General features: G+C 34.0%; 19 protein-coding genes. 9 read left to right on the top strand and 10 right to left on the bottom strand.

The window, feature by feature from the left end; all coding sequences use genetic code 11:
• The first annotated feature begins 31 nt into the window (after positions 1–31).
• The 3 genes from J5Y03_RS12905 to J5Y03_RS12895 all read left to right on the top strand — a co-directional run bounded on the left by J5Y03_RS12905 (position 32) and on the right by J5Y03_RS12895 (position 4,457).
• Positions 32–745, top strand: a complete 714-nt coding sequence (locus J5Y03_RS12905) for an IspD/TarI family cytidylyltransferase (RefSeq protein WP_209406307.1) — start codon at positions 32–34, stop codon at positions 743–745.
• Positions 742–1,767, top strand: a complete 1,026-nt coding sequence (locus J5Y03_RS12900; RefSeq protein ID WP_209406305.1) for a ribitol-5-phosphate dehydrogenase — start codon at positions 742–744, stop codon at positions 1,765–1,767. The genes J5Y03_RS12905 and J5Y03_RS12900 overlap by 4 nt, the downstream gene beginning before the upstream one ends.
• Positions 1,768–2,144: 377 nt before the next feature.
• Entirely contained in the window at positions 2,145–4,457 is a 2,313-nt protein-coding gene (locus J5Y03_RS12895; protein ID WP_209406303.1) for a bifunctional glycosyltransferase/CDP-glycerol:glycerophosphate glycerophosphotransferase, read from the top strand.
• A gap of 416 nt (positions 4,458–4,873) precedes the next feature.
• Here the strand turns inward: J5Y03_RS12895 and wecB are convergent, their stop codons facing one another.
• The 4 genes from wecB to J5Y03_RS12875 form a co-directional block, all read right to left on the bottom strand.
• Positions 4,874–6,004, bottom strand: coding sequence for a non-hydrolyzing UDP-N-acetylglucosamine 2-epimerase (gene wecB, locus J5Y03_RS12890; protein WP_407648431.1), 1,131 nt, complete (start codon positions 6,002–6,004; stop codon positions 4,874–4,876).
• A 430-nt stretch (positions 6,005–6,434) separates the two neighbouring features.
• Positions 6,435–7,421: a UDP-glucose 4-epimerase GalE gene (gene galE / locus J5Y03_RS12885; RefSeq protein WP_209406299.1), complete on the bottom strand. Its 987-nt coding sequence runs from the start codon at positions 7,419–7,421 to the stop codon at positions 6,435–6,437.
• Between the two features lie 68 nt (positions 7,422–7,489).
• Positions 7,490–8,398: a polyisoprenyl-teichoic acid--peptidoglycan teichoic acid transferase TagU gene (tagU, locus tag J5Y03_RS12880; protein WP_407648430.1), complete on the bottom strand. Its 909-nt coding sequence runs from the start codon at positions 8,396–8,398 to the stop codon at positions 7,490–7,492.
• A 240-nt stretch (positions 8,399–8,638) separates the two neighbouring features.
• On the bottom strand, positions 8,639–10,366 hold the full coding sequence (locus J5Y03_RS12875; protein ID WP_209406297.1) for a phospho-sugar mutase: 1,728 nt from the start codon (positions 10,364–10,366) through the stop codon (positions 8,639–8,641).
• Between the two features lie 320 nt (positions 10,367–10,686).
• Here J5Y03_RS12875 and J5Y03_RS12870 point away from each other — a divergent pair, with 320 nt between their 5' ends.
• On the top strand, positions 10,687–10,833 hold the full coding sequence (locus J5Y03_RS12870; protein ID WP_209406295.1) for a BH0509 family protein: 147 nt from the start codon (positions 10,687–10,689) through the stop codon (positions 10,831–10,833).
• A 109-nt stretch (positions 10,834–10,942) separates the two neighbouring features.
• Here the strand turns inward: J5Y03_RS12870 and J5Y03_RS12865 are convergent, their stop codons facing one another.
• Positions 10,943–11,623, bottom strand: a complete 681-nt coding sequence (locus J5Y03_RS12865) for a response regulator transcription factor (RefSeq protein ID WP_209406293.1) — start codon at positions 11,621–11,623, stop codon at positions 10,943–10,945.
• 305 nt (positions 11,624–11,928) lie between these two features.
• Here J5Y03_RS12865 and J5Y03_RS12860 point away from each other — a divergent pair, with 305 nt between their 5' ends.
• The 3 genes from J5Y03_RS12860 to pstA all read left to right on the top strand — a co-directional run bounded on the left by J5Y03_RS12860 (position 11,929) and on the right by pstA (position 14,673).
• Positions 11,929–12,819 (top strand): phosphate ABC transporter substrate-binding protein PstS family protein, encoded by an 891-nt coding sequence (locus J5Y03_RS12860; protein WP_209406291.1) that lies wholly within the window; start codon positions 11,929–11,931, stop codon positions 12,817–12,819.
• Between the two features lie 73 nt (positions 12,820–12,892).
• Positions 12,893–13,789 carry a phosphate ABC transporter permease subunit PstC gene (gene pstC, locus J5Y03_RS12855; protein WP_209406289.1) on the top strand — a complete coding sequence of 299 codons (897 nt, stop codon included), beginning with the start codon at positions 12,893–12,895 and terminating at the stop codon, positions 13,787–13,789.
• Positions 13,786–14,673, top strand: coding sequence for a phosphate ABC transporter permease PstA (gene pstA / locus J5Y03_RS12850; RefSeq protein WP_209406286.1), 888 nt, complete (start codon positions 13,786–13,788; stop codon positions 14,671–14,673). Before pstC ends, pstA begins: the two co-directional genes overlap by 4 nt.
• 261 nt (positions 14,674–14,934) lie before the next feature.
• Here pstA and J5Y03_RS12845 read toward each other — a convergent pair whose 3' ends face one another.
• From J5Y03_RS12845 to J5Y03_RS12830, 4 genes are all read right to left on the bottom strand, one after another.
• Positions 14,935–15,729 (bottom strand): endonuclease/exonuclease/phosphatase family protein, encoded by a 795-nt coding sequence (locus J5Y03_RS12845; RefSeq protein WP_209406284.1) that lies wholly within the window; start codon positions 15,727–15,729, stop codon positions 14,935–14,937.
• A gap of 3 nt (positions 15,730–15,732) precedes the next feature.
• Positions 15,733–17,394, bottom strand: a complete 1,662-nt coding sequence (locus J5Y03_RS12840; RefSeq protein ID WP_209406282.1) for a PTS transporter subunit IIBC — start codon at positions 17,392–17,394, stop codon at positions 15,733–15,735.
• A 269-nt stretch (positions 17,395–17,663) separates the two neighbouring features.
• The gene (locus J5Y03_RS12835) at positions 17,664–18,620 is read right to left on the bottom strand and encodes a phosphotransferase enzyme family protein (protein WP_209406280.1); all 957 of its coding nucleotides are present in this window, start codon (positions 18,618–18,620) and stop codon (positions 17,664–17,666) included.
• A 177-nt stretch (positions 18,621–18,797) separates the two neighbouring features.
• On the bottom strand, positions 18,798–19,742 hold the full coding sequence (locus tag J5Y03_RS12830) for a DMT family transporter (RefSeq protein ID WP_209406278.1): 945 nt from the start codon (positions 19,740–19,742) through the stop codon (positions 18,798–18,800).
• 426 nt (positions 19,743–20,168) lie between these two features.
• Here J5Y03_RS12830 and J5Y03_RS12825 point away from each other — a divergent pair, with 426 nt between their 5' ends.
• Both J5Y03_RS12825 and J5Y03_RS12820 read left to right on the top strand, forming a co-directional pair.
• Positions 20,169–22,088: a heavy metal translocating P-type ATPase gene (locus J5Y03_RS12825; RefSeq protein ID WP_209406276.1), complete on the top strand. Its 1,920-nt coding sequence runs from the start codon at positions 20,169–20,171 to the stop codon at positions 22,086–22,088.
• Between the two features lie 358 nt (positions 22,089–22,446).
• Positions 22,447–22,659, top strand: a complete 213-nt coding sequence (locus J5Y03_RS12820; RefSeq protein WP_209406274.1) for a hypothetical protein — start codon at positions 22,447–22,449, stop codon at positions 22,657–22,659.
• Between the two features lie 631 nt (positions 22,660–23,290).
• Here J5Y03_RS12820 and J5Y03_RS12815 read toward each other — a convergent pair.
• On the bottom strand, positions 23,291–24,139 hold the full coding sequence (locus J5Y03_RS12815) for a YihY/virulence factor BrkB family protein (RefSeq protein ID WP_209406272.1): 849 nt from the start codon (positions 24,137–24,139) through the stop codon (positions 23,291–23,293).
• Positions 24,140–24,151 lie beyond the last annotated feature (12 nt).

Here is a 24,151-nt window from a genome sequence, read left to right as displayed (position 1 = left end):
TATACAACTAAAAAAAGTAGGTGAACCTTTTATGATTTATGCAGAAATACTTGCAGGTGGAAAAGGAACGCGCATGGGTAATGTGAGCATGCCAAAACAATTCTTAACATTAAACAACCGACCAGTTATTATCCATACAATCGAAAAGTTTCTTTTAAATGAAAACTTTGTAAAAATTATTGTTGTTTCTCCAAAAGAATGGATTCAACATACGAAAGATATTATAAAAAAACACATTGGTGTAGAAGATCGTGTAGTCGTTGTTGAAGGCGGGCATGATCGTAACGAATCAATTATGAGCGGTATTCGCTATATTGAAAAAAACCATGGGATTAATGATGATGATGTAGTTATTACACATGATGCTGTTCGTCCATTTTTAACTCATCGTATTATTGAAGAAAATATTGAAGCTGCTCTGAAATATGGTGCGGTTGACACAGTAATTGAAGCAGTTGACACAATTATTCAATCGAATGATGGTGACTCAATTAGTGACATTCCAGTTCGAAATACAATGTACCAAGGTCAAACGCCTCAAAGCTTTAACATAAAAAAACTAACTACTCACTACAATGAATTAAGTGATGAGCAAAAAGCAATTTTAACTGATGCTTGTAAGATTTGTTTATTAAAAGGTGACAAAGTTAAGATTGTTAAAGGTGAAGTATTCAATATTAAAATTACAACACCATACGATCTAAAAGTAGCGAGTGCTTTATTGAAGGAGCAGGTGGCAAAATGATAAACCAAATTTATCGTTTAGTTTCTGCTAAACAAATTGAAATTACGTACAAAGAACAATCTCTCCAATCAGATAGTATTGTTGTTCGTCCAACACATCTTTCAATTTGTGCTGCAGACCAACGCTATTATACGGGAACTCGCGGAAAAGAAGCGATGGCTAAGAAATTACCTATGTCTCTCATTCACGAAGGGATTGGAAAAGTTGTTTATGATCCAAAAGGTGAATTTAAAACAGGGACACAAGTCGTTATGATCCCAAACACACCAACTCAAGTAGATGATGTGATTGCAGAAAATTATCTTCGCTCTAGCAAATTCCGTTCGAGTGGATTTGATGGATTCATGCAGGACTATGTATTCTTAGATCGTGACAGAGTTGTCCCATTATTTGAAGGAATCAACCCTCAGGTTGCTGCATTTTTGGAATTAATTAGTGTAAGTATGCATGCGATTGTCCGATTCGAAGAAAGATCACATAAACGTCGAAGCTCTTTCGGAATTTGGGGTGACGGAAACTTAGGTTTTATCACTTCATTAATTTTGAAAAAACGTTATCCAGAAAGTAAAGTGTATGTATTTGGAAAAAACCATTCTAAACTTAGTTACTTCTCATTTGTGGATGAAGTTTATCAAATTGATGAAATTCCACCAACTGTTCAATTTGATCACGCGTTTGAATGTGTAGGTGGTCAAGGTAGTCAATATGCAGTTGAGCAAATTATTGATTATATACACCCTGAAGGCGCAATTGCTTTACTTGGTGTTTCAGAATATCCTGTAGAGGTTAATACTCGTATGGTTCTTGAAAAGGGCCTAACATTAATCGGTAGCAGTCGTAGTGGTCGAGTTGACTTTGTTGAAACAGTCAATTTCTTAGATCAACATCGTGATGTTGTTGATTATTTAGAAACACTTATTGGACAAGTAAGTGAAGTGAAAAATATTACAGACATTCAAAATGCTTTTGAACGTGATTTAACAAGCAATTGGGGAAAAACTGTGATGGAGTGGAAGATTTAATTCCATAATAATTCATGTATAGAGATGTAAGCATATCGGATACTATTACAAAAACATCTCTCTACAAAAAGAGGGGGGGAAACATTCCCCTCTTTTTTAAGGACTTATCTTTTATCCCACATTATCGGGGAGTAATACCTTCTCCTCAAGATTGAGATAGACGAAGAAGGATTAACTCCCCGTAAAAGGGATTGGCCGGGTTAACCATAAGTGTGGGATGAAACTTCCCCATTTATGGAAGTTCCACTTTATCGTATGATTATTTATGCATAGCAAATTATATAAATAATACAGATCGTTGTTTTACAAGCAAGAAATTATTTAAATAATTTCTGAAACATAATTATATTGATTTTTTATAGAGGAGAAAATAAGTAATGAACTTTGAAGTTGTCATTCAATCTACAGTTGAAAATGCAAAAGTAAGTATAATTACACCTGTATACAATGTAGAAGCATATTTAGAAGAAACATTAGAATCACTTTTAACTCAAACATTAACACCGATTGAGTTGATTTTAGTTGATGATGGTTCAACTGATCGTAGTGCTGATATTATTATTGAATATGCAAAAAAATATTCAAACATAACCTTCGTAAAGCAAAAGAATGCTGGACCAGGGCAAGCTAGAAATAGAGGTATTGAATTAGCTACAGGTGAATTTATAAGCTTTGTTGATTCGGATGATTTACTACCTAAAAATGCTTTAGAAAAAATGTATACCGCTGCAATAAGAGAAAATGCAGAGGTTGTCACTGGTGCATCTCTAAGCTTTAACAGCACTCGAACTTGGTATATCGCTAGTCATTATGATAATGGCGTATATACTCCAGGTGAAAAAAGCCTAGTACGTAACCCAGAATTATTATATTCACTAGGGCCATGTAACAAAATGTTTAAAACTGACCTAGTTAAATCTATTTCATTCCCAGCAGATGTTCACGTTACAGAAGACCATCCTTTTATTATAGAAGCTTATCTTCGTGCTAATAAAATCTACACTGTTGATAAAGTGATTTATAAATATCGCTCACGTGAAGAGGACGATAATTTATCTTTATCCCAAATTGTTCGAGTTAACTCTCCAAGGGTTATGAAAAACATTTTAACAAGTCTTTCTTATTCTGATGCACTATGGAAAAGCTTAATAAAAAATGAAGTAGAACGTATTGAATTAATGTCTGCTTATTACCATCGCATTATCATTGCCGATATGTGGCCAGCCTTAATGAGTGGTATTAGAAACAAAGACAGTGCAGCACAAAAAGAAACCTTTGAACTAATGCTTGATTGGATTAAATCATTAGATCGCAGCCTCTTTAATAAAGTGCCTTCTTTACCGCGTATTCTAACTTTTGAGGTTGCTATGCGTTATGAAATGCTAAGCAATGAAGCGAAACAACTTCATTTACAATGGCTTAAAGTTTGGGAGAAGTTATCCGACCCAGGAACAATGCATAGCTTAAAAAACTCAAACAAATCCAAAGAAGTTTTTCTATGTCTAAAAGCTGTTCAAAAAAATAGTATTAGTCCATTAGAAAACTATACTCGTAAATTCAGATTACGTAGAAAAATCCAACGGGTGACAAGTCGTTTTCAAAGCTCGTTTGCTCGTCATATTGTTTTCCGACTTGCAAGTATGTTACCTGTAAAAAATACAATTGTTTTTGCTTCGAATAAATCAAAAGGATTAGATGATTCATATCCATTTGTTTACGAACAAATTAAACAACTTCGTCCATCATACAAAGTAGTTGATGATTTCTTTAAAAAGCGTGATTTTAAAGGATTATGTCGTACTTACTATCAATTTGGACGTGCAAAATATGTTATTTTAAATGATTATCACCGCCAACTTTATAAAATGAAGCTGCGTAAAGAAACAGAAGTTATTCAAATGTGGCATGCATGTGGGGCATTTAAAAAGTTTGGTCATAGTGCTGTTGGATATGCAGATAGTAATACAACTGAATTTGAAAACCGTGCACATCAATCTTATACAAAAGTTGTTGTATCGTCTAAAGAAGTTGTACCATTTTATGCAGAAGCTTTTAAAGTTGATCCTAAAAATGTTCTTCCTCTTGGATTGCCAAGGACTGATGTTTTTTATGATAAAGAAGTAAGAGAATTTGTTACTGATAAATTCCTTGGTTCTTATCCGCTACTGAAAAACAAAAAAGTCATTACGTACGCTCCTACATTCCGTGGAAATCCAAAAGAAAGAAAAGCATTTAATTTACAGCTAGATTTATCAAAGATGGCTCAAGAATTAAGTAAAGACTACGTTTTAGTATTAAAATTGCATCCTGCAGTTAAGAAAAACGTGATTATCCCTGATAAAGCAAGAAACTTCGTAATCGACTTAAGTGATCAAGATATTAATGAAGTTCTGATGATGACAGATATTTTAATCAGTGACTATTCTTCATTAGTATTCGAATATGCAACTTTAGAAAGACCATTAATCTTCTATGCATATGATTACGAAAATTATATGAAAGAACGTGCATTCTTCTACGATTATGAAGACTTCGTTCCAGGACCAATCGCAAAAACAACAGGCGAAATCATTGAATTAGTTCAAAAAAATGAGTTTGATTTAGAAAAAGTTAAAGAATTTAATAGACGCTTTAACGAGTACCAAGATGGACAATCTTCAAAACGCTTTGTTGAAACATTAATTAAATAAACTAGAAAAGTGTAGTAGACTCGCTTAGCTCCGAAAGACATTGGAGCAATAACCAGATGAAGTGCGCATTTCACTTCAACTGGTTATTGCGAAATGGCCGAGGAGCTAGTCTACGGAACTAGACAAAAAAGGCTATTTTCATAAACATTGTTGTTATTTTAGAATGCGTTGGTTGATTACAACTCCAGGTTGCTCCCTTTCCGTGGGGCGTGAGCTGAGCCTCCTCGGAAAGCCTGCGGGGTCTCAGCCTTCCCGCTTTTCCCACAGGAGTCTCGCACCTTCCGTTGTAATCAACTTTTATCTTTAAAATTAAAAGTCTAAAAGCAACAATCTTTTAGAAAAGAGCATAAAAAAAGACCATTTCAATCATTCGAGTTAGATAGACTCTCGAACAACTGAAATGGTCTTATTTTTTATTATTTTTTGAAGTGTTGTAAAATAGCCTCAACAATTCTTCTTGATGCCTCACCATCACCGTAAGGATTTGAAGCTTTTGCCATTTTCGCATGCGCTTCCTCATCTGATAATAATTCATCTGCAAGCGAGAAAATTACTTCTTCGTCTGTACCAGCAAGTTTTAGTGTACCCGCTTCAATGCCTTCTGGACGTTCTGTTGTATCACGTAATACTAAAACAGGTACACCAAGTGAAGGTGCTTCTTCTTGAACGCCTCCTGAATCAGTTAGGATTAAATAAGCACGTGAAGCAAAGTTGTGGAAATCAATTACATCTAATGGTTCAATTAAATGAATTCGTGAATCATTCCCTAGAATATCATTTGCAATTTCACGAACAACAGGATTCATATGGACAGGATAGACAACTTGAATATCACTATATTTTTCGACAAGGCGTTTAATCGCTCTAAACATGTTTCGCATTGGCTCGCCTAAATTTTCACGACGATGAGCAGTCATTAATACAAGTCGGTCATTTCCTAATTTGTCTAAAACAGGATGTGAATACTCTTCTTTTACAGTTGTTTTTAATGCATCAATTGCTGTATTCCCAGTTATAAAAATTGTTTCTTCCTTTTTATTCTCATTAAGTAAGTTTTGAGCAGCCATTTTCGTAGGTGAAAAGTGTAAATCTGCCATTACACCAGTTAATTGACGATTCATTTCCTCTGGATATGGAGAATACTTATCCCATGTACGTAGACCAGCTTCTACATGGCCAATCGCAATTTGATTGTAAAATGCTGCTAAGCTTGCGATAAAAGTTGTCGTTGTATCACCATGAACAAGGACAATATCAGGTTTCACTTCTTGCATGACTGAATTTAATCCTTCAAGACCTCTTGTTGTTACATCAATTAGTGTTTGACGGTCCTTCATAATATTCAAATCGTAATCAGGAGTAATTTTGAAGATTTCAAGTACTTGATCAAGCATTTGACGGTGCTGTGCAGTAACAGTCACTATTGATTCAATTTGATCATTATATTTCTCTAATTCCAGAACAAGAGGTGCCATTTTGATAGCTTCCGGTCTTGTCCCAAAAATGGTCATAACTTTAATTGTCATTGTGGAAACTCCTTTATGCATTTACTAGTTATTATTTTACTCCAAACTCAAAATGAATGAAATCTTATCTTTTCTACATCCCGTTATATACTAACAACAGAAATAGTAACTATTACAGTATACCTATTCTTCCTTCCTCATAAAAACACAAAAAAATCAGCTACCTTGTAAACCATAAAGTAGCCTTTTGCTTTTTCCTATATACTATTAACTGTTTCGTAAAGTTTGTCGCTATTTAACAATATGACAAGTTGATTTTCGCTCCAGGATGCTTGCTTTCCGTGGGGCGTGCGGTGAGCCTCCTCGTCGCTATCGCTCCTGTGGGGTCTCACCTGTCCCGCTGCTCCCACAGGAGTCTCGCACCTTCCGCTCCAATCAACTTCTTAATCAACAGTTTGTTTAAACAAAATCTTTTTAAAAAAAATAATCTATTAAAAAAGATCCTTAATGTTTATTTCTGAAATCCAATTGGATTATTCTTATGCCAGTTCCAAGCAGTTTGAATTATTTCTTCTAGATTATATTTCGTCTTCCAGTGTAAGTTATTGTATATTTTTTCTGAAGAAGCTATTAAACTCGCAGGATCTCCAGGGCGACGATCACCTATTATTACATTAGCTTTTATTCCTGTTACTTTTTCACACATCTCTATTATTTCTTTCACAGAGTAGCCCTGACCATTTCCTAAATTATATGTTTCTGTTAATTGATTATTTTCTAATAAGCTCTTTAAGGAAAGGATATGAGCCTCCGCTAAATCCGTGATATGAATATAATCTCTAATACAAGTACCATCATGAGTTGAGTAATCATCACCGAAGACCGTAATATTTTCTCGTTGTCCTAATAAATGCTGTAAAATGATTGGAATTAAATGACTTTCAGGCGTATGGTCTTCTCCAATTTCACCTGTTACATGTGCTCCGGCTGCATTAAAATAGCGTAACACTACATAAGAAAGTCCATAAGCTAAGTGACAATCGTGTATCACTTTCTCAACCATTAACTTTGATTGTCCATATGGATTGATAGGATTTGTTTCTGTACCTTCTGTTATTAGATCAACATTTGGAATTCCATATGTTGCAGCAGTTGATGAGAAGATAAACTTCTTCACGTCGTGTTGCAGCATAACTTCTAATAAGGTTAATGTTGCTGATACATTATTTTGATAGTATTTAAGTGGGTTTATTACTGACTCTCCTACTAAACTATTAGCAGCAAAGTGCATTACCGCCTCAATTTGATAAGTTGAAAATACGTGATTTAATACCTCTAAATCTCCTAGATTCCCTTCAACAAATACAGCACGCGAGTCAACTGCATCTCGATGCCCTGTTGATAAATTATCTAACACGACAACCTGATACTGTTGATCTAATAATTCTCTTACTGAATGACTACCAATATACCCTGCTCCACCTACGACTAGAATCATATTTTTCATCTCTTTCTATCGATTTTTTTCATTAATACAACCTTTGATTTTTTTTAACTTATCTAATTCTATTGTAACGCCAATTGTTGACGAAGCTGTGTTGCAATATGATCTTGTTCCTCTTTAGGTACTTGTAAATAGTAAATACCGTCAATTTTTGTACCCTTACCGGTAATTTGGACTTCATTCACATTTGAAGCTGCATCCTTGTAGTCCTTTTGAATTGCAATCATGTCATTCAAGGTTAGATTCGTTTCGATATTGTTTTGTATTGCTTTTAAAACATCATTATAAGAAGTAAGGGTTGAGACTGAAGCACCTTTTTTTAAAACTGCTTCTATCACTTGTCGTTGGCGCATTTCACGTCCAAAATCACCACGTGCATCTAGCTTACGCATTCTTGAATAGCTTAGGGCTTCATTCCCGTTCAAATGAAGTTTGCCCTTCTTAAAATGATTACCTTCATAAGTAAAATCAAGATCATTGTCTACATCTACGCCACTCACTGCATTAACAATATCTTTAAAACCTTCCATATTAACTTTAATATAATAATCAATTGGAATATTCAAGAAATTTTCCACAGTATTAACAGCCATTTGTACACCACCAAAAGCATATGCATGGTTAATCTTATCTATTTTTCCTTTTCCAACAATTGTTGTTCTTGTATCCCGAGGAATACTGACCATTTCCGTTCTATTATCAGTTGGATTTACAGTCATTAAGATCATTGAATCTGAACGTCCTACATCTCCAGGGCGATGATCAACCCCCAGTAATAAAATTGAAAAAGGTTGTTTTTTCTCTACACTTACCTGTTCCTCACGTTTATCGCTCTTCTTAATTGGTTTATGAATCACTTCAGTTGTTTTTTGAATGTCAGTATAAATTGTATAAGCATATACACCAACACCTACTAAGATTAATCCAATAAAAACAATAAATGCAATGAAAACCTTCTTCATTTTTGACATTATTCCTTCTCCTCTATTTTATTTATTATCTCAACTTCTGAAAAGAAAAGGATACATTCTTAATTAATGACTCTTTTAACCAACATTATTACTATTCACGAAAATCCGCTCCCTTTCTGTTGATACCCTGTCTAAAATAAACTATTTAAAAACAATACAAAATATAACTGAACCTAATGAATAAAAGCAGGATTCCTTTACGAATATATTCATATTCGAACGGATTGTCCTGCTAGATTGTTATGAAAGCATAGTTACGATATCTTTTTTAATTGATTCTAATTTATCAATACTATTTTCAAAAGAATTACCTTTTACACCAAAATAAAATTTGATCTTTGGTTCAGTACCAGAAGGACGTAAGCAAAACCATGAGTCATCTGTAAGAATGTATTTCAATACATTTGATTTTGGTAGATGAATGTCATTTATTACACCATCTTCTACAATCGTCTGTGTGCTATTTTTGTAATCTTCAATTATTTTAATTTGCATTCCCGCTATTTCATTTGGTGGATTCGTACGGAAGTTGCTCATCATTGCTTGAATTTGTTCTGCTCCATCTTTCCCCTTTAAGGTGATTGACAATAAATCTTCTTTAAAGAAACCATATTTCTCAAAAATCTCCAACAAACCATCGTAAAGTGTTTTACCTTGTGACTTATAAAAAGCTGCCATTTCACAAACAAAAAGTACAGACTGAACTGCGTCTTTATCACGTACAAAATCACGTATTAAATAACCATAACTTTCTTCATATCCAAACTGGAATTCGTATTCTCCAGTCGTTTCATATTCTTTAATTTTCTCCCCAATAAACTTGAAGCCAGTTAGCGTATCAACTGTATGGACACCAAATGTTTTCGCAATCTCGCGGCCCATTTCAGACGTAACAATTGTTTTTAACACTACTGCATTTTCAGGCAATATACCAAGTGCTTTCTTTTGACTAAATAAATAATCCAGCATCAATGCACCTGTTTGATTACCTGTTAAAACTGTAAACTCACCTTCAAAATTTCGAACAGCGACACCTAAACGATCTGCATCAGGGTCAGTAGTAATTAGCACATCTGCATTCACTTTTTCACCATATTGAATAGCTAATTCGAAAGCAGCATGCTCCTCTGGGTTAGGAGATTTTAGAGTTGTAAAATTAGGATCAGGTAATTCTTGTTCTTTTACAACTGTCACATTTGTATAACCTAACATATTTAATCCTCTACGGACAGGAATGTTAGAGGTACCATGTAAAGGAGAGAAAACTATATTCAAATCCTTTCCATGCTTCTCAACTATTTCTTTATTTACAACAACTGTTTTTAACTGTTCTTGATAAGCTATATCTACAGCTTCACCAATGATTTCTAGTAATCCCTTTTTTATTAATTCATCGTTCGAAGCAACTAGAACAGTTAACTCGTCTTTAATATTATTCACATATGTAATTAATTGATCTGCCTCAGCAGGAGGTAATTGGCCACCGTCTTCACCGTATACTTTATAGCCATTGTATTCAGGTGGATTATGACTAGCCGTTAGAACAATTCCACTAAAAGCACCTAAATAGCGTACAGCAAATGATAAAACTGGTGTTGGGCGAAGGCTTTCAAATATGTATGTTTTAATTCCATGCGCACCAAGTGTTGTAGCAGCTTCAATGGCAAATTCAGGTGACTTATGACGAGAATCATAAGCAATGGCAACACCTTTACGTTTTGCCTCTTCACCTTGATCTTCAATAAATCGAGCAAGACCTTCAGAAGCCTTACGAACCGTATACACATTTAAACGGTTTGTACCAGGTCCTATTTCTCCACGCATACCACCAGTACCAAATTCTAAATTTTTGTAAAAACTATCCTCTATTAACTTATCATTTGATTTTAGTTCTTCTAATTGAGATTTTAATTCTGGATCTAGAGATGGATGGTTGTACCATCTTTCAAAATTTGTTTGGTATGCCATAAATAAACTCCTCTCATATTGAATGATTTCCCTAATTATATCCAACTTCTTTTACAGTTTCTGTCGAATTATGGTTGATGCAAATATGGATTTATTACAATAAGATAAGAAGCTTAATCATTATATATTTGTTAGTGATTTAAGAATAATATCTTATAAGAATCTACTAATAACTAGTATCTTGAAATATAGAAATTATTCCAAAATAATTAATACTGTTTTTATAAAAAATGGCACATTCTGAATATTCTGTTATATAATAGTTATTAGATAAATAAACTGTATTAAAACAGAAATCATTAAAAAAGGGAGCGATTTAAATGAGTCGAGAAGAACGTATTAATATGATCCTATTTTTAGAGCAAGTAAAAGGGATAAATAAAGAGCAATTTGTCTATATGACAGATGGTGATTTAGAACATATTTATGATACAACTTATAATCTTATGGAACTTTTAGCTGAATAGTTTAAAATCAATAATAAAAATTAAAAAAGCCAAACTGTAAAAAAGGAAGTCTCTTCATTTTAGGACTTCCTTTTTGTTGTTATATATTTTTTTAGAATAATAACTTTAATCATTCCACATCCATACGATACCCTTTTCCTTTAACCGTTCTTATTAATTTTGGAAAATCAGGATGTTCCTCAAGTTTTGCCCTCATACTATGGATGTAAATGTCAATCAATCTTCTATTTTTATTTACACGAATTAATTCCATCAACTCTTCGCGCGTGACAATTTCTCCTATTCGATTTACAAAATGAAGTAAAATTGTATACTCTCTTCTATTTAAATCAACAAGTTGCTTATTTTTATAGACAGTTTCTCTTGAAGTATAAATGGAGATTGGACCAACCTGAATAGGATGTTCCTTAAAATTAGTAGTTAGTAGTGAATACCCTCTTCTTCTCACTGCTTTTATTCTCGCAAGTAAATCTCTAGGATGGATTGTTGCTTCAACGTAATCATCAGCGCCTATCTCTAAACAAGCTGCCGATTCATACGAATCATATTTATCAGTTACCACAATGACAGGAACATTTCCTTTTTCTCTTATTCTCATACACATTGTTAATAGATCTGTTTCGTTTGCTTTATTATAGATTAATAGACATCCAATAATCATCTTCATGTGAAGTTGTTGCATAAATTCTCTAAATCGATAGTTCAAATAGCTATATTGGCCATATCGATTATTTTCTTGTAAACGGGTAAATAGATCATTATGTTCTTCTATTATGACAATTTGCTCCATAGGCCTCCTCCTTTATTTATCTGAGGGCAATTTCTTAATTAAAGACTGTTTTCGTATACATTGTTGCTATTTTAGAATGGGTAGTTGATTACTAATCTAAAAAAGTTTCAATCTTTTAGAAAAGAGCCTAATTAAGCTGCTTTCTGTTTTTCCCCTTTTTTCAACATTGTATAGTGTAGTTTTCAAAAATGGATAGTTTTCTAAATAGATTTACAAATTCTTTACGTTACGTTAAAAGTCAGTTAACTTTCTTCATTTAAAGTAAGAAATGTAGAAAAATTAATCGACTTTTTAGGAGGACTAAAATGAAACGTGGTTTGAAATTAACATTTGCAGCAATGCTAGTAACAGGAGTTATGGCAGGATGTAGTAACAATTCTGATAAGAAAGCTTCTTCTTCAGATGCAAAACAAGCTAGTCTATCTGGTACGGTAACAGCAGCTGGTTCAACAGCTCTACAACCACTTGCTGATGAAGCAGCTACAGAATTTATGTCAAAATATCCACAAGTTTCAATTACAATTCAAGGTGGCGGAAGCGGAACTGGTGTTAACCAAGTTACAGCTGGAGCAGTACAAATTGGTAACTCAGATGTACCTGCGGCTGAAAAATTAACTGATCCATCTTTAGCAAAAGACTTAGTCGAAACAAAAGTAGCTGGTATTGGCTTCTCACTTACAACAAATAAAGATGTAGGCGTTGACTCACTTACATTACAAAACATAAAAGATATCTTCTCTGGAAAAGTTACTAACTGGAAAGATGTAGGCGGTAAGGATGAAAAAATTAATGTAATTAACCGTCCAGCTTCATCTGGAACTCGTGCAGCATTTACGAAAACAGTTATGAAAGATGTAAAAATTAATGACAGCATTGGAACTGTTCAAGATTCAACTGGTTCAGTAGAAACAGCGATTAACAGTACACCTGGTTCAATTTCATATCTAGCAAACTCTTACTTAACTGGTAAGAAACAAGGCGCATTAAAACAAATTAAAATTGATGGCGTAGAACCTACTACTGAAAATATCACTGCTGGTAAATATCCATTCTACTCATATGAATATATGATTACAAAAGGTGAAGCGAAATCACCAGTTAAAGAATATATCGATTTCGTGAAAGGCGATGAATTCGCTAAGAAATTAGAAGAAATGGGCTACATCCCAGCTTCAAAAATGAATGGCTTAAAATAATTTCATATTAAATGAGAGTTGGTTTAACACCAACTCTCATAACTATTATATATATAAAAGATAGGGGTTTATCATGAAGTTCAAAAATAGAAACTTCTTTCTAAGTGAATACCTTGGACGAACACTTGTTACTTTATGTGGCTTACTAATGATTGGTATAACAATTGCCATTATTGGCTTTATTGTTAGCAAAGGAATCCAGTCATTTACTCAAAGCCATATTTCTTTATTTGATATGTTATTTTCAAAAAAATGGAGTCCAAATGATGCAACGAATCCTACTTATGGATCTCTAATATTCATTGTTGGATCTATTCTTGTTTCAGTCGGTGCTGTCATAATTGCTGCACCTATTGCAATTGCTTTAGCTGTCTTTATGAATTATATTTCTCCAAAGTTTGGTGAAAAAATATTAGTTCCTGTTTTAGAGATACTTGTAGGTATCCCTTCTGTTGTTTACGGATTACTTGGTGTGACAATACTCGTTCCATTCATCCGAAATACATTCGGCGGAGTTGGATTTAGTTTAATAGCTGGTATTATCGTACTTAGTATTATGATTTTACCTACGATTGCAAGTATTGCTTCAGATGCAGTACGTGCCGTTCCAAAGGATTATTTGGAAGCCTCTTACGGTTTAGGCTCTACAAGATGGCAAGCAATTAAATTAGCTATTGTTCCAGCAGCAAAAACGAATATCTTAACGGCAGTTGTTTTAGGTTTAGCTAGAGCATTTGGTGAAGCACTTGCTGTACAGATGGTTATTGGAAATACAATTAAGTTCCCTAATGGTATTTTCGATCCAACGGTTACGTTAACTGGTATTTTAACGATGGATATGGCAAATACGATGAATGGTACTCCATGGAATAATGCTTTATGGACTCTTGCTATGATTCTACTATTTATCTCCTTCTTCTTCATTCTCATCATACGCTTAATTGGAAGAAAAGGAGGTAAACAAGCATGAATGCAAGAACAATGAACAAAGTTTGGACAGGAATTTTTTATCTAATCGCTTCATTTGTTGTGATTTTACTTTTATTTTTAGTAAGTGAAATTATTTCTAGAGGTTGGGGCTTTTGGGATATTAATTTTCTGTTTGGAAATCCAAGTAATACTCAAGCTGGCGGGGGAATTGGACCACAGTTATTTAACTCTTTCTATATTTTAGTACTAACTTTAATTATTTCGGTTCCTATTGGATTAGGTGCAGGGATCTATTTAGCAGAATATGCAAAGCCTGGTCGCTTCTTAGGATTTTTAAGACTATGTATTGAAACACTTGCTTCTTTACCTTCAATTGTTGTTGGTTTATTTGGATTATTAGTCTTCGTTACGATGACTGGATGGGGCTATACATTAATTGGTGGAGCTTTAGCGATCTCAATCTTAAATCTTCCAAGTTTAACGAGGGTTTGTGAGACAGCATTGTTAAATGTTCCAAAAAACAGTAAAGAAGGTAGTCTTGGACTTGGAGCAACAAAATGGCAAACGATCGTTAAAATTAGTATTCCAACTGCAATTCCTCAATTAATCACAGGAATTATTTTAGCAGCTGGTAGAATATTTGGTGAAGCAGCAGCTTTAATTTATACTGCTGGCTTAACAACACCTTTCTTAAATACTCAAGCGCCAATAAATACACCAATGAATCCATTCAATATCTTTAGACCAGCAGAAACATTAGCTGTGCACATTTGGAAATTAAATTCTGAGGGAATTGTTCCAGATGCACAAGCAATTGCGGCAAAATCTGCTGCGGTTCTAATTGTAATGGTACTAGTATTTAACCTTGTTGCAAGATTATTTGCAAAGTTCATTCATAGACGTTTTACAGGCGCGAAAAGATAAATAGATAATAGCAACCTAATTTAAGGGACATATTTTTTTGAGCTACAAAATTGTGCTTAAAAAAATATGTCCCTTTTTTCTTTAATAAATGCTTGTTTTCGTAAACATTTTTGCTATTTGAGAATGCGTTAGTTGATTACAACTTCTGTCTTTAAAATTAAAAATCTCAAAAGTAACAATCTTTTAGAAAAGAGCCTTTAGAAAAGAACCTTCCACCCAAAAGGACATACTCATAGCTCGAGTATGTCCTTTTTGTACCAATTAGAATAGATCCACTTCGATCTCTACTCCAAAATGATCCGATATTACTAGTTTATTTTCACCATTAAAAATGACCTTTGATGATTTTACATTAACTTGTTTATTCGTTACTATCAGGTCAATTCGAAGGTTCTCCTTGTTTTCCTCCCATCCCTTTATTTTCCCTTTTACTGTATCGCCGCTATCTTTCTTTAGAGCCATATCAAATGTATCTATTAATCCTTTTCCTTTTAAATAGTCATAACCTTCATTTCTTACATAGGCATTATTATTAAAATCACCCATTAGGAAAAAATGGTCATGTTTATTTGCATATGAAATCAGTTGATCGAATTGTTCCGTGAAAGGCTCTTCCTTATCATGCCACCACCCTAAGTGACATGAGTAAAACGTAACTGGTTTACCCTTTACTTCAATTGTTGCCCCCACAATTCGGCGCGTTTTCCATGCATTAATCTCTTCATTTTTTGTCACAATAAAACTTTCTTTCTTAAGAATAGGATATTTGGATAATATCGCTAATCCTTCTTCATATACTTCGAAGCCGATATGTGATAAATCCCAAACATATTCAAATCCTGTTACACCTATTTTTTTCAATTCATTTAGTAAAACGAGTAAAAAATTATCCTCTTTTAATCCATTAGCACAAAGAAGCGAGTCAATATGTTGACTCACTTCTTGTAATGCGATAACATCGTAGGATTTTTCTTTAATCGTCTCAGCTAAACATTGAATTTTTTCACGTTGATTTTCCTCTTGCCATGAATGGCAGTTTAGCGTCAACAATTTCATGAATTATGCTCCAATCTCATCTTGAATATCTGATTTTAATACGTCAGCTTTTGGTCCATAAACTGCTTGAACACCGTTGTTCTTTAAAATTAACCCAAGAGCCCCATTTGCCTTCCACTCTTTTTCACTTGCTACTAGAGATGGATCCTTAACTGTTACACGAAGACGAGTCATACAAGCATCTACATCTTCAATGTTATCTTGTCCACCAAGTAGGGAAATAATCGCGATTGCCTCTTGATTTCCACTTGATTGAACTTTGTTTGTTGAAGATGATTCTACTGCTTGATCTTCCCCTTCCATTTCAATTTCGTTACCATTACGACCTGGAGTAGGAATATTGAATTTAGAAATTAAGAATTTAAATACTGTAAAGTTTAGTGCAAAGAATCCAATACATACTAATGCAAAGTTAATTAAATCTCTTCCTAAACCTGCTTTAATCATCATTGGCGTACGAGTTAATAACTCAATAAAACCAAATGCATGAACACGAAGGTGAATTAGATCTGCTAATGCGAATGCTAATCCTGTCATAATTGCGTATGCAACATAAAGAAGTGGTGAAGCAAACATGAACATAAATTCAATTGGTTCAGTAACACCAGTTAAAAATACTGCTAATGCTGCTGAAAAGAACATTGGTTTATATTTATCACGTTTTGATTTATCTACAGAGTAGAACATTGCGAAAGCTACTCCAATTAATGAAGCTGTTGAAAGCACAACTTGTCCCTCTTTAAAACGCGCTGGAACTACAGTATTTAATAAGTGATGATAAGCAGTCATGTTACCTGCATCTTTTAAATTAATTAAATCTGTTACCCACGCTAACCATAGTGGATCTTGTCCAGCTACAACTGAACCAGCTGATGAACCTGTAAGAATTGTATACGTTCCTCCAAGTGGAGTATAGTTCATCGGAATCGTTAACATATGATGTAAACCGAACGGTAATAATAAACGTTCAAGTGTTCCATATACAAATGGTGCAAGAACTGGAGCTGTATCTTTCGATGTAGCAATCCATTTTCCAAAGTCGTTTAAAATTGTTTGCACAAATGGCCAAAGAACTGATAAGACCATAGCTGAAACAACAGAACCTAGAATAACTACAAATGGTACAAAGCGTTTACCGTTGAAAAAAGCCAACGATTTTGGAAGTTTATTAAAGTTATAGAACTTGTTAAATAATACGGCTCCTAAGAAACCTGAAATAATCCCAACAAATACACCCATATTCAACGCAGGTGCACCTAGAACGGAAGTAAAGTAATCTTTTACTAGCAAACTATGACCAAATAATGAATGCACTTTTGCATTTTGGTCAGCTAACATATCACCAGTTACACCAAAAATTGTTCCTGTAATACGATTCGTTAAAATAAAGGCTAATAATGCAGCAAATGCTCCCCCAGCACGTTCCTTAGCCCACGATCCACCTATCGCAACTGCAAATAGAATATGTAAATTGACAATAATGGCCCAACCAATGTCTTGCATCACATTTGCAACCGATTGCATAAATGGAATGTCCACTGTCGCCATTCCGATTAATTTACCAAATGAGATCATTAACCCAGCAGCTGGCATAACTGCTACTACTACCATCAAAGCTTTACCTAATTTTTGCCAAAAGTCGAATGAACCTAACCTTTTTTTCATTAGTACTCCCCCTATGAAGCCTACTTGTAAAAACTCAAATAAATCTACTGCAACATATTAAACTATTAATTAAAAATACTGATAATTTAAAGTATACTAATTAGTGCAACCGTTTACACTTGCTATTTTATAGTAACCGTTTTCAAATTGCAATATATTTTTCGGACAATTTAAACATTTATAAATATGCCCCTAAAAATGTTAAAACCCTCCTTTTTATTATATGGAGGGCCAAATTTGTTCATTTTACCTAACTATTAGTAAACATCTTATAACATAGCACTTTCAATTCTTTGCTTTACTGTATCATATAATGATTTTGTACTAGGAGACATTTCTTTCCCATCTAATTTAACAGTTAAAACTTGATATAACTCAAGATCACGTTTTTGCATAAATAAAGGAATTGAATCATACCATCGTTCATCTAGTTTATTCTCAGTTTCATATCCTTTTCTTAATACACTTAGTTGGTGTTCATAAAATTGATTTTTTTCCTCTTCTGTTCCTTTTATGCTTAGCTTGGAATAGTAGAGAACCATAGCCAAATCATGAACAAAGTAATTATACTGTAAATCATCAAAATCGAATGCAGTGATTACGCCTTTGTCATAAAAGAAATTCCAATGATGAAGGTCTGAATGAATTAAACCATATGTATCATTTGTTTGTTCTGATGAATTTAGTTGATGAGTCAATCGCTTTGCATACTCGCCATATGCTGAGTCATTTTGTAAGTCTATCACGTATTGTTCCTCATCCCATTTTTTTCGGTTTGAAGTATGAGGATAATTTTTCGTCAAAGCATGAAGCTTTCCAATCGTTTTTCCCCATACGTAAAAAAGCTCATCATTCCAAATCGAAGGATCATCGATTTTCACATGACTCCCATTTGCCCATTCAAATAAAGAGGCAAAAAAAGTTGTGCCATCACTTGCAGGCAGTAATTCAACTAAATTTCCCTGTTTTGAAAAATAAGGAGCCGCTGCATTTGCTCCATTATCACATACATATTTTAAAAAGGATAACTCTGCCAAAATCTCCTGTTCATTTCGATGAGAGGAGTGCGTAATTCTTAACACACAATTTTGTCCATTACTCATTTTTGCTTTATACAAATAATTTTCAAAATCACCTAATGGCTTTTCTTCTACATTAACTTCAAATAATTCCGCAGCTGTATATAAAATTTCTTTAGAGTATACTTTTTCGACTGCTAATTCCATCTCTATTCCCCCATTGCCTTATTTTACTAGTAGGATTAACCTTTACACTTTATTCCACCTATTTCTTTAGATTCCTCTTTTTTAAAAACAAATAAAGCCGAGGATCTCTCCTCGACTTTGTCCACAGTATATTCACACTTCAAAATTTGACAGGCACCCAAGCAGGCAACCAAGCAATCACGAAGCCCTTTTTACTTTCCCCTTTTTTGCGTTAGGCTGATAATTTACAATAATAATACCAGCAGTAACACAAGCTAAACCAATAAACACTAAGTAGGACAGTGCTTCATTTAATAGAATGGAAGAAAGAAATACTCCAAACACAGGTACTAAGAATAAATACATCGAAACTTTACCGACTTGATTGTATTTCATGACATTATTCCAAAGGATAAAACCTATTGCACTTAATAATGCTAAATAAATTAACATTCCAATAGAAACCCAATCAAATGAAAATGGTACGATACCAACTTGTGAACTACCTAATAGAAGTAATCCGAGTGCACCAAATAGCATTTGGTAGGCTGTAAGATATGGAACGTCTAACTCTTTTGATGCTTCCTTAGCTAATACATTACCGTATCCGCCGAACATCATGGCCAGCAATAAACAAAACTCTCCTATTCCTAAGTGAAGTGAGAGAGTCCCCTTAGTCATATTAACAACAATTACACCTGTGAAACCAATACAAACACCAATTACTTTCTTACTATTTAACCGATCGTTTTTGTACATAAAATGGGCCGTCAATAGCTGAAAAAATGACGTAGTTCCTGCTATGATCGAACCTTGTACGCCTGTCGATAAACTTAAGCCAATATAAAATAAAACATATTGTAAAAACGTTTGAAACAACCCAACCTTACCAATTTGTTTCCAAGTATTAGTTCGGAATGTTAGCTTCCGCTTAATCAAAAAGAAAAATAAATAGATAAAAACTGAAGCTAAAAGAAAACGATATCCAGCAAATACCATTTGATCCCAGTAATCATGTTTACCAATATGTAATCTTACATAACTTAATTTGATAAACGGAAATGCACTTCCCCACAAAAATGTTGTCAAAACAGCAGAACCAATTACCCCTAGAGGGTGTGTAAAAAATTTTTTTGCATCCATCCTATTCCCTCTCTCCTCAAAAAACAATAACCATATCATACTAACATAAAGTGAAACTTCCGTCAGTGGGGGGGTTCTTCATCCCCACTGATGGTTAGCCCGCCCAATCGGGCTTTTATACGGGCAGTTATCCCCCAACTATCTTCTTCGTCTCTCTCGATCTTGAGGTTGGTGTTTTACTGACCGTTAATGCGGGATAAAAACTTCGATCTACATGAACTGTTAGCAAAAAATTTATTTAGACAAATTATTATTTAATATAAAGTAGAATATGTTATAATGTGGGTAGAGAAAAATTCATTCACATAATTAAACATATCGATATATATAAAGTTTGCTGCTGTCTTCGGACGGCAGCTTTCGTCGTTTTATAGGGGTTGTGAATTTGATTATTCTTCTCAATTACAATAGAAAAGGAGAATTAAAATGGGTGCAGGTTCTGAATTATCTACTATTAAACAAAATGAATACTCTCAAGAAGAATTTGATATAACATTTTTAGAAAAACACGGTGAATTGATTGCAGCACTTATAGCAGGTGGATTAACTTTATTCGCTTATCTTACTGAGCATTCTCATTCTACTTTATCCGTTGCATTATATATTCTTGCTTTTTGCATTGGTGGATACGCAAAAGCCAAAGAAGGTATTGAGGATACGATTTCAGAAAAGCAATTAAATGTTGAAATGTTAATGATTATTGCTGCGGTTGGATCTGCATCAATTGGTTATTGGACAGAAGGTGCAATTCTCATATTTATTTTTGCATTAAGTGGCGCTCTTGAAACTTATACTCTTAATAAAACAAACCAAGAAATCTCGTCTCTTTTGACCTTACAGCCACAAACAGCTATCCGTGTCAGAAATGGGCAAGAAGAACAAGTAAGTGTTAAGGCACTTGTAATCGGCGACACAATTTTAATAAAAGCTGGAGAACGAATCCCAGCTGACGGAATCATTTCAAAAGGTGAAACATCCGTAGATGAAGCTGCTTTAACTGGCGAATCGATTCCAGTAATGAAAACAGTCCAAGATGAAGTTTTTGCTGGAACAATTAACTTAAAAGGAACATTATTTGTAGAGATTACTAAACATAGTGATGAAACACTTTTTCAGAAAATCATTAATCTTGTTCAATCTGCACAAAGTGAACAAACACCTTCTCAGCAATTTATTGAACGTTTTGAAGGGACATATGTAAAAGGTGTCTTAATCGCAGTTGCACTAATGATGGTATTACCGCACTTTTTATTAGATTGGTCATGGAAAATTACATTTTATCGTTCAATGATTCTGTTAGTTGTTGCTTCACCATGTGCACTCGTTGCTTCAATCACACCTGCGATTTTAGCATCAATTTCAAATGGAGCTAAACAAGGAATTTTATTTAAAGGTGGTATCCATTTGGAACGCCTTGCAGTATTAAAGGCTATTGCTTTTGATAAAACAGGAACACTTACAAAAGGAAAACCTTTAGTTACTCACTATGAAACAATTGAGGGATTCGAACAAAAGAATTTATTACAATTAGTTGCTTCAATCGAACGTTATTCAACTCACCCACTTGCAACAGCAATTGTAAATTTTGCAACTGAACAAGGAATTTCTACGTATCATTCTTTTGAGAATGTAGAGGATTTTGCCGGAAATGGTGTACTTGCAACATACGAAGGTGCGCAATATAAAGTTGGAAAACTTGATTTTATCTCATCTGCTGTACACCCTTTAGCTCACGTTGAAAAAAGCTGGCAGAATGAAGGAAATACTATTGTTTACGTAGGTAAAAATGATGAAGTAATTGGAATGTTTGCTTTAAGAGATTTAGTACGAAATGAAACAAAAACTGCTTTACAAAAATTAAAGCAACAGGGTGTTAAAACCGTTATGATTACTGGCGATACTGAACAAACTGCTAAGGTAATCGCAAAAGAAAGTCAAATTGATGAATTTTTTGCATCATGCTTACCAGATAAAAAAGTAGATGTTGTAAACACGCTTAAAAATCGATATGAACAAGTGGCAATGGTAGGTGACGGTATAAACGACGCACCCGCTCTTGCAACGGCAACTGTTGGAATTGCAATGGGCGGTGGAACTGGAGTCGCACTTGAAACAGCAGATGTCGTATTAATGAAAAATGATCTAACAAAAATCGCAGATGCAATTGAGCTTTCTAAACGAATGAATCGAATTGTAAAACAAAATATTATTTTTTCTTTATCAGTTATAGCATTGTTAATCTGCTCTAACTTTTTACAAATAATTGATTTGCCTTATGGCGTTATCGGTCATGAAGGTAGCACAATTCTTGTTATTCTTAATTCACTTAGACTGTTGAAGAAATAAATAACTTATTACGTTATAGACGCCTTCTAATTGTAGGAGGTGTCTTTTCTGTTTTAGTAACCTTGTTGTTATTTAATAATGAGATAAGTTGATTTCCGCTCCAGGATGCTCGCTTTCCGTGGGGCGTGCGGTGAGCCTCCTCGTCGCTATCGCTCCTGCGGGGTCTCACCTGTCCCGCTGCTCCCACAGGAGTCTCACACCTTACACTCCAACCAACTTATTTATCACCAGTTTGCTTAACCAAATCTTTTCAAGAACAACTATCTTTTAGAAAAGAGAATTAATTTAAAGATAACCTTACGCTAATGAAGGCTTTTATAGAAGTGAATTAAGAAAAGGAGGTATTTTTAAAATTGCTATGGTTGATGTAAAAATAACAATGGAACATCATAACTTGAATGAACGTGAAATCAAAATTCTTGAAGTACTATTCCTTAACTTATCTGCTCAAACAAATGCTCGAATAACTAAAGGCGGTATGGCGTTAAATCCATTAGAAAAAATTGAAAAAGATGCTATTTTTCATTACCAATTTGCTTGGCAAACGTCGATTTCACCTGAACAATACTGAGTAATATGAAGAGATTAGAGAGGGTATTAAAATACAGATTTCTGATGCAATAAAAATGTGTGATTTACCTGAGATTAAATAACCTTTAAAGAAAACTCTTATTTAAATAGATAAGCTCTTTTTCTTTTAGGTTTGGTATTTAAATGACAAAAGTTGATTGGAACGGAAGGGTGCTCGACTCCTGTGGGAGGTGCGGGAAGGCTGAGACCCCACAGGAGCGTATGCGACGAGGAGGCTCAGCTCACGCCCCTAGGAAAGCGAGCATCCTGGAGTGGAAGTCAACTTACACATACTAAAAAAACAACAATGTATACGAAAACAGCCTTGTTTTATCAAAGATATTATTAAAAAAACTTCTCTCATTGTTATATAATTAATAAAAACAACTCCTTACAATTGCAAGGAGTTGTTTTTCATTCATGATTAATTAATGATAATCATTACTTCCATTAGCTGAGCCACTTGTTTTTCCTTTAGGATGGCTGCTACTTTTTTGTTTTTTATTACTTTTGTCGTTGTGATTTGATTTACTTTTTGACATTAATGAATCCCTCCAAATCATTGATCTTTAATATTTTGACCAAATTCTTTAAGGATAGTAATGACAATTTTTGTAAGGAAATCAAATCAATTACACTGGTTTTTCTTCATTTGATAATCGGTATTTCATTAATAACGCGTTAATTTCGTTACCAATGATAATGACTATGGCTGAAATATAGAACCATATCATTAAAATAATAATTCCGCCAAGACTACCATATTGAACTGTGAAATTCCCAAAGTTTTCAACGTATATGGCAAACCCAAAGGAAGAAACAATCCAACCAATTGTTGAAAAAAGTGCTCCAAAAACTACATACTTAATCCGGACTATTTTATTAGGTCCAATAGAATAGAGCACAGTGAATACGATAAACAATACAATAAAACTACTTGCCCACCGGATAATACTCCAATTATGTAATAAATGTGCTAATCCAGGTATGTACTTCACGATTAACCCTGCTATTACTTTTCCGAAAACAGGAATTAAGAGAACAAATATAATAACAAAAATCATAATAAACATCAAAAGTGCTGAAATGGCTCTGGAAATAAAATAGTTTCTTGTATTTATGATTTCGTAGGCCTTATTGAAAGCTCGAATAATCGAATCAATTCCATTGGAAGCTGCCCAAATAGTAGCAATTACCCCAATAGATAACGTGCTTCCGCTGTACTGACCAACGATTAATTGAAGATTACTTTGAATGATGGCAATTGCTTCGGGCGGGGCATATCCTTTTAAAAAGGTAAAAAAATCGTTGTTTGAAATTGGTATAAATGCTGTTAATTGCGTTAATACAAGAAGGAAAGGAAAAAGTGAAAGCATGAAATAATAGGCTAGCTCTGCTGAGCGAGTCGTTATTTCATCTGCTATACACTTTTTCACCAAATCTTTAATAAATGTCCAACACCTTGTTGTAAATTTGATCAATTAAACACCTTC

It is taken from the genome of Gottfriedia endophytica (assembly GCF_017814275.1).
Lineage (GTDB): Bacteria > Bacillota > Bacilli > Bacillales > Bacillaceae_G > Gottfriedia > Gottfriedia endophytica.
The sequence above is the reverse complement of the archived record's forward strand: the minus strand, read 5'-3'. Positions and strand labels throughout refer to the sequence as shown.

Excerpts from the sequence above, each read along its gene's own strand:
- J5Y03_RS12905 (WP_209406307.1), top strand. The coding sequence starts at position 32 with ATGATTTATGCAGAAATACTTGCAGGTGGAAAAGGAACGCGCATGGGT.
- J5Y03_RS12900 (WP_209406305.1), top strand. The coding sequence starts at position 742 with ATGATAAACCAAATTTATCGTTTAGTTTCTGCTAAACAAATTGAAATT.
- J5Y03_RS12895 (WP_209406303.1), top strand. The coding sequence starts at position 2,145 with ATGAACTTTGAAGTTGTCATTCAATCTACAGTTGAAAATGCAAAAGTA.
- wecB (WP_407648431.1), bottom strand. The coding sequence starts at position 6,004 with ATGCATAAAGGAGTTTCCACAATGACAATTAAAGTTATGACCATTTTT.
- galE (WP_209406299.1), bottom strand. The coding sequence starts at position 7,421 with ATGATTCTAGTCGTAGGTGGAGCAGGGTATATTGGTAGTCATTCAGTA.
- tagU (WP_407648430.1), bottom strand. The coding sequence starts at position 8,398 with ATGTCAAAAATGAAGAAGGTTTTCATTGCATTTATTGTTTTTATTGGA.
- J5Y03_RS12875 (WP_209406297.1), bottom strand. The coding sequence starts at position 10,366 with ATGGCATACCAAACAAATTTTGAAAGATGGTACAACCATCCATCTCTA.
- J5Y03_RS12870 (WP_209406295.1), top strand. The coding sequence starts at position 10,687 with ATGAGTCGAGAAGAACGTATTAATATGATCCTATTTTTAGAGCAAGTA.
- J5Y03_RS12865 (WP_209406293.1), bottom strand. The coding sequence starts at position 11,623 with ATGGAGCAAATTGTCATAATAGAAGAACATAATGATCTATTTACCCGT.
- J5Y03_RS12860 (WP_209406291.1), top strand. The coding sequence starts at position 11,929 with ATGAAACGTGGTTTGAAATTAACATTTGCAGCAATGCTAGTAACAGGA.
- pstC (WP_209406289.1), top strand. The coding sequence starts at position 12,893 with ATGAAGTTCAAAAATAGAAACTTCTTTCTAAGTGAATACCTTGGACGA.
- pstA (WP_209406286.1), top strand. The coding sequence starts at position 13,786 with ATGAATGCAAGAACAATGAACAAAGTTTGGACAGGAATTTTTTATCTA.
- J5Y03_RS12845 (WP_209406284.1), bottom strand. The coding sequence starts at position 15,729 with ATGAAATTGTTGACGCTAAACTGCCATTCATGGCAAGAGGAAAATCAA.
- J5Y03_RS12840 (WP_209406282.1), bottom strand. The coding sequence starts at position 17,394 with ATGAAAAAAAGGTTAGGTTCATTCGACTTTTGGCAAAAATTAGGTAAA.
- J5Y03_RS12835 (WP_209406280.1), bottom strand. The coding sequence starts at position 18,620 with ATGGAATTAGCAGTCGAAAAAGTATACTCTAAAGAAATTTTATATACA.
- J5Y03_RS12830 (WP_209406278.1), bottom strand. The coding sequence starts at position 19,742 with ATGGATGCAAAAAAATTTTTTACACACCCTCTAGGGGTAATTGGTTCT.
- J5Y03_RS12825 (WP_209406276.1), top strand. The coding sequence starts at position 20,169 with ATGGGTGCAGGTTCTGAATTATCTACTATTAAACAAAATGAATACTCT.
- J5Y03_RS12820 (WP_209406274.1), top strand. The coding sequence starts at position 22,447 with ATGGTTGATGTAAAAATAACAATGGAACATCATAACTTGAATGAACGT.